The sequence below is a fragment of the Sporosarcina pasadenensis genome (assembly GCF_047228845.1).
GTDB lineage: Bacteria > Bacillota > Bacilli > Bacillales_A > Planococcaceae > Sporosarcina.
This window is the reverse complement of record NZ_JBFEGM010000020.1, coordinates 25,474-37,115: the sequence shown is the minus strand read 5'-3', so window position 1 is coordinate 37,115 and position 11,642 is coordinate 25,474. Positions and strand designations below refer to the sequence as shown.

The 11,642-nt window shown below is 45.0% G+C and carries 12 protein-coding genes; 8 read left to right on the top strand and 4 right to left on the bottom strand.

Annotation, left to right across the window (positions count from 1 at the left end; all coding sequences use genetic code 11):
• Positions 1 to 95 precede the first annotated feature (95 nt).
• The 4 genes from AB1K89_RS17590 to fabI all read right to left on the bottom strand — a co-directional run bounded on the left by AB1K89_RS17590 (position 96) and on the right by fabI (position 4,226).
• A complete protein-coding gene (locus AB1K89_RS17590; protein ID WP_413055993.1) occupies positions 96 to 1,658 on the bottom strand; it encodes a YndJ family protein in 1,563 nt (520 codons plus the stop codon).
• Positions 1,651 to 2,262: a DUF4166 domain-containing protein gene (locus AB1K89_RS17585; RefSeq protein WP_413055992.1), complete on the bottom strand. Its 612-nt coding sequence runs from the start codon at positions 2,260 to 2,262 to the stop codon at positions 1,651 to 1,653. Before AB1K89_RS17585 ends, AB1K89_RS17590 begins: the two co-directional genes overlap by 8 nt.
• A gap of 2 nt (positions 2,263 to 2,264) precedes the next feature.
• A complete protein-coding gene (locus AB1K89_RS17580; protein WP_413055991.1) occupies positions 2,265 to 3,167 on the bottom strand; it encodes a DoxX-like family protein in 903 nt (300 codons plus the stop codon).
• Between the two features lie 279 nt (positions 3,168 to 3,446).
• Positions 3,447 to 4,226: an enoyl-ACP reductase FabI gene (gene fabI, locus AB1K89_RS17575; protein WP_413055990.1), complete on the bottom strand. Its 780-nt coding sequence runs from the start codon at positions 4,224 to 4,226 to the stop codon at positions 3,447 to 3,449.
• A 191-nt stretch (positions 4,227 to 4,417) separates the two neighbouring features.
• On the opposite strand from fabI, the gene argC reads away from it, so the two are divergent.
• From argC to AB1K89_RS17535, 8 genes are all read left to right on the top strand, one after another.
• A complete protein-coding gene (gene argC, locus AB1K89_RS17570) occupies positions 4,418 to 5,452 on the top strand; it encodes an N-acetyl-gamma-glutamyl-phosphate reductase (protein ID WP_413055989.1) in 1,035 nt (344 codons plus the stop codon).
• A 14-nt stretch (positions 5,453 to 5,466) separates the two neighbouring features.
• Positions 5,467 to 6,693 carry a bifunctional ornithine acetyltransferase/N-acetylglutamate synthase gene (argJ, locus tag AB1K89_RS17565; protein WP_413055988.1) on the top strand — a complete coding sequence of 409 codons (1,227 nt, stop codon included), beginning with the start codon at positions 5,467 to 5,469 and terminating at the stop codon, positions 6,691 to 6,693.
• Positions 6,656 to 7,435 (top strand): acetylglutamate kinase, encoded by a 780-nt coding sequence (gene argB / locus AB1K89_RS17560; RefSeq protein WP_413055987.1) that lies wholly within the window; start codon positions 6,656 to 6,658, stop codon positions 7,433 to 7,435. The genes argJ and argB overlap by 38 nt, the downstream gene beginning before the upstream one ends.
• The gene (argD, locus tag AB1K89_RS17555; protein WP_413055986.1) at positions 7,432 to 8,577 is read left to right on the top strand and encodes an acetylornithine transaminase; all 1,146 of its coding nucleotides are present in this window, start codon (positions 7,432 to 7,434) and stop codon (positions 8,575 to 8,577) included. The genes argB and argD overlap by 4 nt, the downstream gene beginning before the upstream one ends.
• 121 nt (positions 8,578 to 8,698) lie before the next feature.
• Positions 8,699 to 9,922 carry a CynX/NimT family MFS transporter gene (locus tag AB1K89_RS17550; protein ID WP_413055985.1) on the top strand — a complete coding sequence of 408 codons (1,224 nt, stop codon included), beginning with the start codon at positions 8,699 to 8,701 and terminating at the stop codon, positions 9,920 to 9,922.
• Between the two features lie 61 nt (positions 9,923 to 9,983).
• On the top strand, positions 9,984 to 10,937 hold the full coding sequence (locus AB1K89_RS17545; RefSeq protein WP_413055984.1) for a stalk domain-containing protein: 954 nt from the start codon (positions 9,984 to 9,986) through the stop codon (positions 10,935 to 10,937).
• A gap of 159 nt (positions 10,938 to 11,096) precedes the next feature.
• Positions 11,097 to 11,396: a hypothetical protein gene (locus AB1K89_RS17540; RefSeq protein ID WP_413055983.1), complete on the top strand. Its 300-nt coding sequence runs from the start codon at positions 11,097 to 11,099 to the stop codon at positions 11,394 to 11,396.
• A gap of 2 nt (positions 11,397 to 11,398) precedes the next feature.
• Entirely contained in the window at positions 11,399 to 11,527 is a 129-nt protein-coding gene (locus AB1K89_RS17535) for a hypothetical protein (RefSeq protein WP_413055982.1), read from the top strand.
• Positions 11,528 to 11,642 lie beyond the last annotated feature (115 nt).

The following is an 11,642-nucleotide window of genomic DNA, read 5'->3' as shown; positions in this document are numbered from 1 at the left end:
CGTTGTTGTATTAAGGGTCAATACCCGTTTTTCAACGTAAGGTGTTTTTATTTGTCTCAATTTCTTATGTCAGTGCCAATTTCCTCTGGCTTTTGTCATGCCTTTTGAATTCTATAATGAATCGATAAAAAAGGTATCGAAAAAATCCACATTTCATGCTTCGCGGTCATGGAACCATCCGACTCTTCCCGGACAATGAAGTTTTCCTCCAGCGGCAGCTTGAAATACGTTCCGAATCTCGTCGTCAAATAGATTCCAGCGTCTGATTCGGGATTGGTTTTCTTGCTCGTCAATTGCAAGTCATTGCCTTGCTCAATCAGTTCCAAAACACCGGTCATCGTCGAAAAAGGTAACGGCAAAGCAATATTCATATACTCCTTGCCTGTGACAGACTGATGATAGGAATAAAGGGCGATGAATGCAAAGCTGTCGTCAACCTTCCGGATCCATGCACGGGCATCAGGTCTGCCATCTAAACCAGGTTCAACCGTAATAACGTCGCCAGTCATCTCCACTTCATTCTGATGGAGTGGCAGATTGATCTGCTCCGTCTTCCTGCTAATCAATGAATAGAGATAAGCAAAAGGTTTAAACCACTTTCGCCAATGTACAGTGGAAAACAACCGGTAATCAATCGTGTTTTCGTAAAAATCAACAATACGCGGCGAAACCTTGCTTATTCCAAAGCGTTTCATGTCATCGACAAATCCTCTATGCTGTCCTGGTGCACCAAGCTGTTCAACCCGCTGTTTTCCTTTCAACCTACTAATCGGGAAGGTTGGTTCTTTATAGTTGGAAGCAGGAACGGACAACAGCCATCCTGCAACTCCACACAACGCAAAGACGACGCAATTCAACACACCATGAAAACGAAGCATGAAGTCGATCGTAATGGAAGTGAGCCCGAAGCCGTTTCCGAGTACGTAAAGGAGCGAGAACAAAATCGTCAGACCAAGAGACGTGAATGAAATGACGATAAGCCATTTTTGCACACGATTTGCAAATATGGCGCGCCAAGCAATCGCAATCATTCCCGCCAATCCTACGATGTAAAGTAGTACAGAAAACAACTCAATCCATCGTGAAAAGGTGATACCGATTGCCACTACCATCGGCGCAGCCAATAATAGGATGGTAGAAAACGAATAGGAGCGCGGCTTATGCAGCCTCCCGAGCAATCCGATAAAAACAGGCAACAAGAAGGCGGAGTAATGAAAATGAATACCGGTAAGCCACGTCAATAAAGGAGTGAATCCCGTATCAATATCTGCGACGTAGGCAAAATACCAACCGCCGCCGAGCGCTATGTACATCATCCCGAGGTCGATTGAAAACTCCTCGATACTTGTAAATCCGCGGCGCAAAAATCTAGACAGTCCATACAATGCAATGAAAACCGTGAAGGCCAAATAGATGATAGCGGGAATCGCGGACCAATCGGGTGAAAATAGTTGAATGATCGCAACCGAAACATAGGCGGGAATCGAAATGTAATAATAGAGCTTCGAAAACCACTCTCCGCGCTTCAATACAAAGCGAAGAGCTATCGGTACATAGACGATTTGCGCAATCGTCAACAATAAATAGGGCCACGGGTCTTTGCTGAAAACAGCGATGATCATAAACAATAAAAAATGAATAAGCACGAATTTACGCATTTTGCACAAACTCCCCTTCATAGGAAAAGACATGGCCAATCAATGGATTCCGGACGGTTACGCTAATTCGGTAAACGGCATCGACTTCATCATAACGTTCCGTCACTGTCGCTAGACCTTGCAAAAGTTTCGGTAACGGCACTTCGATTTTCCCGAGAACGAGGCGTTGATTCAATGACTGGATCGTCAACGAGCCATCATTCGAAACATCGAAAGCCAAGTCGGAATAGACCAATGGAGGTTCCCCAAGATAATCTTTTATTACAAGGCGAGTTTCATCCAAACTCATTAACGCATTGAAATAGCGCTTTGTCGAACCGAAATGAAAGATGCGCTCCCAATGGATTTGGCTCTCGCCGTTCGTTCCAAGGCGAGACGTGTTTGTAATTGAAAAAGGAATGTTGTTTCCTCGCTCCGGGAACAGCAACTTCCAATTGACACCGAGCCGAAAAAGGGGATATAGCCATCTAGGTCCTCCCTTAATTTCTTTCATCGTGCCGGTTGCTTCAAATGTGGTTCCATCGGGTAGGTCATAACGCTTTTGCAACATCGGTTGCAATCTGTCAAAATCTTCACCAAGAACTTTTTTATAAATGGACAACATACTCACCTTTTCCTTTTACAGCTTTTTGCCGTCGGTAGACAATCGCTATTGAAATACCCAATGAGGGAGAGGACAAACAGCGACAGATTGAACGTCACTGGGTTGAATGGATGGATGGCCGCTTCAGGCGCCGCTATCATCGCCGCAATTGTGAGAAGTGGAAAGATGATTAGCTGCAAGGTAAATAAATGTTTTTTCCTCTTATAAATCAGCCATAGAACACCGAACAGCACTTCAGCAATTCCAATGCCAATCATGATGGCTGTAATTGTTGGGTCGTCAAATGGCAGTGTACTCGCCAACATCCTTTTTTCCTCCGGATGCATGCCGATAATTTTTGGAAGTAGACCATGATAGAACCAAACGAATACGAACAACATAGCGAGCCCATACGTCGTGAAAAAACGGAAGTATTGGGAACGGGGAGATTCCCCTTTTTCAAGCCATCTTCTCAATACATCGAAACTGAGAGCGGTGCCCCATCCGATGATCGGGCGGAAGACGAATGCATCAAACGCTTTTCCAATCAACCCAAAATTCGCATCGTAATCATATTGCGTAAGGAATTTCGTCCCTTTTTGTTGGGGTTCATACTTCCAATACCCTTTTCCTTCCTTGATCGGCGAAAACCATTGATCTGTTCCGAAATGCAGGGATGACGACCGGGTGCCATCGCCTTTATTGAATGTCCCCGTACTTTTCCCCCAGCCTTCGACGGTGAAAAGGGGAGAGACGCTTCGTAAATAGGTGAACCTTTGCGGCTCATCGTCTTTTTTCGGCAAATAGGTGATGGATGAAAATCGCAAATCCCATTGCGAATGCAAGTCCGGATCTTGTGATGCATTCCAAACATCATCTATATGTGAATCAATCTCTATTTCAACGTAAATCGGCTTCTTTTTCATAAATTTCACCTCATGAACAATGACGTTTTGTATAATGAAATGTTTCTAATGATTTCCAATCCATCATCGCATCGTTAGAAAAATTTATCGTTCATTTCCGGGAAGTTATCGTTCATTTCCCAAGAGATATCAATCAATCAGGAAAGGATATCAATTATTTCCCAAAAAATATCGATCATTTCCCAACACATATGGTCATTTCGGGACTAACGACTTACTCAAAACCTTACTTTCCACCATTTAAACAACAAAAAAAAGGAGCCGTAAAGCTCCTTTTTTTCATCCCATAATATTGTAGCCACCATCGACGTAAATGACTTCTCCGGTTACACCGCTTGAAAGATCGCTTAACATCGCAATTGACATTTTCGCGACTTCCTCATTTGTAATATTGCGCTTCAATGGAGCTTTTTCTTCGATTTGCCCCAAAATCGTATTGAAAGAAGGAACACCTTTCGCGGAAAGGGTACGGACAGCGCCTGCTGAGATCGCGTTGACACGGATCGCTTCTTTCCCTAAATCATTCGCCAAGTAGCGGACAGACGCTTCAAGCGCAGCTTTTGCTACACCCATAACATTGTATCCGTCTAGCACACGTTCAGCACCTAAATAGCTCATCGTGATGATTGAGCCGCCTTCTGTCATGAACCTACGTGCTTCTCTTGCGGTTGCAATGAGGGAGTAGGAGCTTGAATCTTGTGCGAATGCATAACCGCTTCTCGTCGTTTCAACAAAGTCATTCCGCAGATCTTCTGCATGTGCAAAAGCAATCGAGTGGACGATTCCGTGGATTGTGCCGAGCGTTTCGCCGATCAATGTGAATGCATGTTTAATGCTATCATCTTCATTCACGTCGCATTGGACGATCATTTTCGGTTCCAATCCATTGCTTTCCAATGCTTTCTCAAGCTTGGCAAGTGAACGTTCTTTGCGATACGTGAAAATCACGTTCGCCCCGACATCAAATAGGGACTTCGCTACGCCCCATGCAATGCTTCGCTCATTCGCCACGCCCATTACGACAATATTCTTCCCTTTAAGCTTCAATAAATCTTCCATAGTGACCTCCTCGGTAAAAACTATCACCTAATATTAGTACCTGATAATAACGATAGTATAACATAATCTCCTCCAATTCAAAACTCCAATTCTGAAGGCGTGAAGAAATTCTGCTCATAATTTATAATAATACAGTTGACTTTATATTTATGCATACGTATACTAATTTTAACGATAAAAGGGGTGGGGACATGAAGATAGGAATCATCGGTGCTTCCGGGTACGGTGGACTAGAATTGATCCGCTTATTGCATAATCACCCAGAAGTCGAACAACTCGATTTATTCACTTCATCTGAGGAAGGGACTTTGTTTTCTAGCAAGTTTCCGCATACATCTAATCTGTATGATCAACCTCTTCTAAAAATCGATTATGCACAGTTGATCGACTACGACGTCATATTTGCCAGTACGCCGGCCGGAGTGACGAGCCGATTGCTGCCGCCACTCATCGGCAGTGGACCGAGACTGATAGATTTATCCGGAGATTTCCGGTTGAAGGATTTTGCAGAGTACGAACGTTGGTATAAGAAAACACCTGCACCAGCTGAAGCGGTGGAGCAAAGCACATACGGATTGACGGAATGGAATTATGAAGAAATTCGGAACGCGCAGCTTATTGCGAACCCTGGATGCTATCCGACTGCAGTGCTTCTCTCATTATTGCCATTGATCAAAGAAAAGCTGATCGATGCATCAGCACTCATTATCGATGCAAAGAGCGGTGTGTCGGGAGCCGGGAACACTCCGGGACCGATGACGCATTTCAGTGAAACGAATGAAAACTTCTCCATCTATAAAATTCATGAGCACCAGCATATTCCGGAAATTGAACAAGGGATTGAACAGTTTGGCGGTCAAAAAACTCCGGTGACGTTTACTACACATCTCGTTCCGATGACGAGGGGCATTATGGCTACAAGTTATGCGCCAGTTAACGCCGGCGTTACGGAAGAGCAACTTATCAATTGTTTACAAGAAACGTATGCGGGACGGCCTTTTGTAAGGGTCATGAATGAATCGGTGAAATTTTGTACGAAGCAAGTGGCCGGTTCAAATTATTGTGATATTCATGTCAAAGTGGATCCACGAACGAACCGGGCTACGATCGTATCGGTCATCGACAACTTGGTGAAAGGGGCTGCCGGGCAGGCGGTTCAAAATATGAATGTGCAATTTGGCTTGGATGAAACGACAGGTTTGACGCATGTTCCATTATTCATTTAAGAGGAGGAATTGGTATGGTGGTAGCTGTTCAACAATTGAAACGCATTTCAGGAAAGAATATTGCAACACCGAAAGGATTTAAAGCGGTCGGCATCCATTGCGGACTGAAGCATAAGAAGCACGACTTGGCGGTATTGCTCAGTGAAGTCCCTGCAAGCGTGGCGGGTGTTTTTACGACGAACGCCATCCAGGCAGCTCCTCTTTTGGTGACGAAGGAAGTTGTGTACCAAACCGGGAAAATGCAAGCGGTCATCGTCAATTCCGGCAACGCGAATGCATGCACCGGGAAACAGGGCATGATCGATGCACTTACGATGCAGGAAAAAACGGCAGAACAATTCGGGATTGCTCCGAACTTGGTCGGAGTGGCGTCAACAGGTGTCATCGGAGAGAAATTGAATATGGAACCTGTGCTGAAAGGGATTGAGCAGCTGAAGCCAACGTGTACCCTTGAGGGATCTATCGATTTTTCACAAGCGATTCTGACGACAGATACCGTCATGAAAAACGTGACATACCGTACGGAAGTGGATGGCAAGGAAGTCATCATCGCGGGAACAGCGAAAGGTTCGGGGATGATCGAACCGAATATGGCGACAATGCTCGGTTTCATTACGACCGATGCTAAAATCGACTCCGGCCACTTGCAGGAAGCGTTGAAATCAGTGACCGATATGACGTTCAACTCGATTACCGTGGATGGGGACACTTCCACGAATGACATGGTCCTCGTGCTTGCGAACGGCATGGCTGAAAACAAACCATTAACTCCAGCACATCCCGACTGGGAATCCTTTAACAAAACTTTGCATGCAGTTGCTCAAGACTTGGCAAAAATGATTGCAAAAGATGGGGAAGGGGCGACGAAGCTTATTGAAGTGGAAGTGGATGGCGCGGTAAACGATACGGAAGCGAGAAAAATCGCCAAGACGGTCGTCGGATCTCCCCTCGTCAAAACGGCAGTATTCGGTTGCGATGCGAACTGGGGAAGGGTCATCGCAGCGGTCGGGTATAGCGGAGCGTCTGTCGATCCATTAGGAATTACGATTAAAATTGGTGACACGACAGTTGTCACGGACGGCGAGCCGGTCAACTTCTCGGAAGAGGATCTGCTCCTTTATTTAAAACAGCCGGAAGTGAAGATCTTTGTCGGGCTGAATAAAGGAAATGGGCATGGAATAGCATGGGGGTGCGATTTGACATATGACTACGTCCAAATCAATGCTTCATATCGATCGTAAGCGGATTGTCATTAAACTTGGGGGCAGCATGCTCGAAGGGTTGCAAAGCGGTTTTTTTAAGAAGTTTCACGAAATGCAAAGTGAAGGCAAGGAAATCGTCATCGTCCATGGCGGCGGGCCTTCCATTAATGCGGCGTTGCAAAAGAATGCCATTGAGTCCAACATCATCAATGGAATACGCGTTACTTGTGAAAGGTCAATCTCCATCGTGAAAGATGTATTGATCGGCGACGTGAATCCATCACTCGTCCACCAATTGAATCGTGCAGACATCCATGCAGTTGGACTGAGTGGATTCGACGGCAAGCTGCTAACTTGTACATTGCTGGATGAAGAAAATTACGGCTTCGTCGGTGATATCCAAGCGGTGAACGAAGGATTGCTTGAGAAGTTGTTAGCAGCTGGAATCGTTCCTGTCATATCTTGTATCGGTGCAACCGAATGCGGAAAGCCGCTCAATATTAATGCTGATACAGTTGCGAACAAAGTCGCGCTTGCAATTCATGCGACAAGTCTCGTGTTTGTGACCGATACACCGGGGATCATGATTGGGAATAAAATACAAACATCCGCCTCGCCAGGCAAAATAACGAACTGGATTGAAGTCGGGGACATATACGGTGGCATGATACCGAAAGTGCATGCCGCAATGGACTGCTTGGATGCGGGCGTGCCATCCGTCCAAATTGTCGATCAGCATTTGGCAGGCACAACAATCGGACTGGAGGAGGTTTTCAGTTGAGTACGTTATTCAACAATTATGCACGACGACCGGTGCATCTTGTAAAAGGCGAGGGGACAGTCGTGGAAGATGCGAACGGCAAGAAGTACCTCGATTTCACAAGCGGCATCGCTGTCGTCAGCTTGGGTCATGCGCATCCGGCAATCGTCAAGGCGATACAGGCTCAAAGCGAAAAGCTCTGGCATGTATCGAATTTATTCGAAAGCCCCGAACAGGAAAAACTCGCTGAATCCCTAATGAAAGAAACGCATTTCTCACACAGCTTCTTCTGCAACAGCGGAGCGGAGGCGAACGAAGCGGCCATTAAACTCGCGAGAAAGCATACGGGAAAATCGACAATCATCACTTTTGATCAATCATTCCATGGCCGTACATTCGGAGCGATGGCTGCAACGGGCCAGGAGAAAATAAAGCAAGGTTTCGGCCCGATGCTTGAAACGTTCAAGACGGTGCCATTCAATGATCCTGCGAAACTGGAAGCTGCTATCGATGATGATGTGGCGGCCATCATGCTGGAAGTGATCCAAGGTGAAGGGGGCATTCATGCCGTCACGCCAGAATTTGCTTCCGTCATTTCGGACATTTGCAAGTCGAAAGGGATTTTATGCATTGTCGACGAAGTGCAAACCGGCATCGGAAGGACCGGTACCCGTTATGCATACGAGCAGACAGGATTGAAACCGGATATTATGACACTCGCTAAAGGATTGGGCGGGGGCTTCCCGATTGGAGCGATGCTCGGAACGGCAGAACTCTTCGATTCATTCGGCCCCGGAACGCACGGCACTACATTCGGCGGGAACCCGCTCGCTGTCGCGGTTGCCCAAACCGTAGTGGATCATGTTTTCGCAGAGGATTTCCTCAAGGATGTCCAAGAAAAATCCAATGCTATGATTCGAAAATTGAAAGAGTGCCTGCCACCTGAACGATTTGATATCCGGGGCAACGGATTGCTTATCGGAATAGATTGCAAGGAAGACGTCGCGCCTTTCATTCGCCAAGCGGAAGAAGCGGGACTACTCGTTGTGCAGGCCGGTTCCAACGTCATCCGTATGCTGCCGCCATTAACTGTGACTGAAGAGGAAATCGATCAGGCCGTTACGATACTGACATCCATTTTGCTCGTGCCAACGACTATATAACTTTTTCATAGAATGAAAAACGGATCTCACGGAACAAGGAGATCCGTTTTTGACGTTGTTCAGATAGAGCGCCCATTGTGGTATGCTCGTAGAACATGTACACAGTAAGGGAGACGACACGATGAAGCTTGAGGGAAATCAAAGCAAATTACCAATACATAGATTCGAGAATAAAACATGGTTATTAATCATCGGCATTATTTTCATAGCATCAACCTTACGCTCGCCTTTAACTTCTGTAGGACCGATTATCGGCCCGATACGAGATAGCTTAGAAATCTCAAATGTACTGGCAGGCTTCTTGACGACAATCCCTCTATTGGCGTTCGCATTCATATCTCCGTTTGTACCGAAACTATCAAAGCGATTTGGCATGGAATTGACTCTTTTTGTCGCTCTCTGTCTATTAACGGTCGGGATTGTCATCCGCTCGGCAGGTTCTATTTTATTTTTAGTAGTCGGGACATTCCTGATCGGTGTCGCAATCGCGTTCGGCAATGTTTTATTGCCTGCTTTATTAAAATTTAGCTTCCCATTACATATCGGGGTAATGACAGGGATTTATTCAGTCGCTATGAATATTTCAGCGACGACAGCTTCGGGAATTAGTGCACCGATCGTCGTCAATACTGATTTCGGTTGGCAAGGAGCGTTAGGGGTTTGGGCTGCCTTGTCCATGCTGGCAGTCATACTATGGTTGCCGCAGCTGAAAAACAAACGATCCGTGCAACCGAAACTTGACAAAACATCGGCGGAGAAGCCAAATTTCTTATGGCGTTCTCCGCTTGCTTGGGCAGTTACGTTTTTCATGGGGTTGCAGTCGTTGCTGTTTTACTGTACATCGGCATGGCTACCCGAAATGCTCGTTTCTGATGGAATGACAGTCGAGAAGGCGGGATGGATGCTTTCTCTTTTACAAGTCGCACAATTGCCGATGACGTTCATCATTCCGATACTTGCAGGAAGAATGAAAGATCAACGGATGCTCGTCATCGGTACTTCAGCATTATACTTGATCGGCTATGGCGGTGTTTACGCCGGGGATTTATCATTCATTCCTTTATGGATGATCTCAATCGGCATTGCAGGCGGGGCATCGTTCGGGTTGGCGATGATGTTTTTCACCCTGCGGACAGAGACGCATACAGAGGCTGCAGAGTTATCGGGCATGGCGCAATCATCGGGTTACATGCTAGCAGCCACGGGTCCAGTGCTATTTGGACTTCTTCATGACGTCACCACATCTTGGAAAATTCCGATGCTCATTTTACTCGTCGGTTCACTGTTATTCTTCATTTGTGGAATAAAGGCCGGACGAGATGAAAAAGTGACCCCGTTAAATTGATGTAACTTTTACCAATATGCTCCGTCTGATTCATTGAATACTCGAAATGAGGAGAGAGAACATGAAGAAAATTGGAGCAGTGGCATTAACGGCATTATTGGCAGGAAGCGCTTTGTATCCTTATGCAGTTCAGGCAAACGAGGATGTGATTCAGACGGAAAGTGAAGAAGTGAAGGACGCTACTGATTTCGTAAGAACGACAGGTGTAATTACGAACATCGAAAATAGGGAAAACGATCTGATGGTAACTGTCGAAAATGATCAAGAGCTCATCACTATTTTCCGCATCCAAAAGAAGACGCTCCTATTCAATAGCGGTACTACAAATGAAATGAAACCTGCAGACTTGAAAAAGAATATGAAAGTGGAAGCTTACTATGATAAAAACAAGCCAATGATCTTGATTTATCCAGCTCAAATTACACCCGAACTATTTTTCGTCATCGATGAAGAAAAGCCTGGCAACGTGAAAGTAGGGAAGTTTGATAAAGATTTCCTCAGCTTGGACAAAGAATTGAAGCTGAACATTGGAGAAGAGACGATTTTATTGAACAAGCAAGGCGAAAAAGTTGAAATGGCCGATTTGAAAGGCAAAGAATTGGTCGTGTTTTACTCAATTACGACGAGAAGCTTGCCGCCACAAACACCTCCAACTAAAATCATTGCTCTTGATCCATTGAACGAGGAGGAACAGGGCGAAGAGGCGGAGGAAAGTACAGCCGTTCCAGAGTCTGTTTTGGACATTATCGAAAACGACCATTACATGAAAGATGGCGTGAAGATGATTCCATTGCGTAAAGTTTCGGAAGGGCTCGGCTACTACGTACTGTCCCAGCCGAAGACGAATGGAGCGCTTCTCACGAAAGGGAATGTCACTTTTACAATCACTCGAGGAGAGAAAATGTACGGATACAATAAAAGCCTCCAACAATTCACAGTAGCTCCTGAGTTGATCGGCGGTAATAAAACATATGTGTCTGAAGACGTCCTTGAAATGCTGCTTAGTAAAGAATAATAGCGAAAAAGCCCGGAGACTGCTTACAATAGCAGTATTCCGGGCTTTTTTATTTTGATTAAACAAGGTAAGAATAGGGGTACACACTTTTTTGATTGTCATCTCATATAATGAAATATGATGGGGTTACGTTACTCACCGAAAAAGGAAGTGTATAAGTTGTATAAAAGGAATAATCATGAAAAAGTCAATTCATCGTATACCCTAAACGACCTACTAAAGGGAAAAGACTTAGAGATAATCGCAGCATCACTTCTATTATTGGGCAAACTTAAAGTGGATTCTGTACTACTTTATCGTAACAGCCCCACTGTTACGGTCTCATTAATCGGCGCTTTCCAAAATGACTCGCAAAATAGTAATAAAATGGCGGATTTCTTAAATGAAAATGGAGATATTACAATCGATGAAATTTTTGATGGGATTCAAAAGCGCATGAATAAAGGACAGGGGAGATAAATATGTCAGATACAACATCTTTTTCAGGAACTTCATTCATAAACATAGTCATCTTAATTGTCTTATTGCTTTTAGTCATCTTTGGTTCAACAAATATACAAAACTTCACGTACGCACCACAAAGCTCTTAAATAGAATAAAGGGTTACCCCAAGAAAGTAAACTGTACCCTGTAGAGTAGACACTTTAAAAAAGTCTACTCTACAGGGTCTTTTTTTGTACAATTAAATAGATAATCTGGAACGGG

Bases quoted from the DNA above. Each gene is read 5' to 3' on its own strand.
- AB1K89_RS17550 (WP_413055985.1), top strand. From the start codon at position 8,699: ATGAAGCTTGAGGGAAATCAAAGCAAATTACCAATACATAGATTCGAG.
- AB1K89_RS17535 (WP_413055982.1), top strand. From the start codon at position 11,399: ATGTCAGATACAACATCTTTTTCAGGAACTTCATTCATAAACATAGTC.
- argC (WP_413055989.1), top strand. From the start codon at position 4,418: ATGAAGATAGGAATCATCGGTGCTTCCGGGTACGGTGGACTAGAATTG.
- AB1K89_RS17545 (WP_413055984.1), top strand. From the start codon at position 9,984: ATGAAGAAAATTGGAGCAGTGGCATTAACGGCATTATTGGCAGGAAGC.
- AB1K89_RS17590 (WP_413055993.1), bottom strand. From the start codon at position 1,658: ATGCGTAAATTCGTGCTTATTCATTTTTTATTGTTTATGATCATCGCT.
- argJ (WP_413055988.1), top strand. From the start codon at position 5,467: ATGGTGGTAGCTGTTCAACAATTGAAACGCATTTCAGGAAAGAATATT.
- AB1K89_RS17580 (WP_413055991.1), bottom strand. From the start codon at position 3,167: ATGAAAAAGAAGCCGATTTACGTTGAAATAGAGATTGATTCACATATA.
- fabI (WP_413055990.1), bottom strand. From the start codon at position 4,226: ATGGAAGATTTATTGAAGCTTAAAGGGAAGAATATTGTCGTAATGGGC.
- AB1K89_RS17585 (WP_413055992.1), bottom strand. From the start codon at position 2,262: ATGTTGTCCATTTATAAAAAAGTTCTTGGTGAAGATTTTGACAGATTG.
- argB (WP_413055987.1), top strand. From the start codon at position 6,656: ATGACTACGTCCAAATCAATGCTTCATATCGATCGTAAGCGGATTGTC.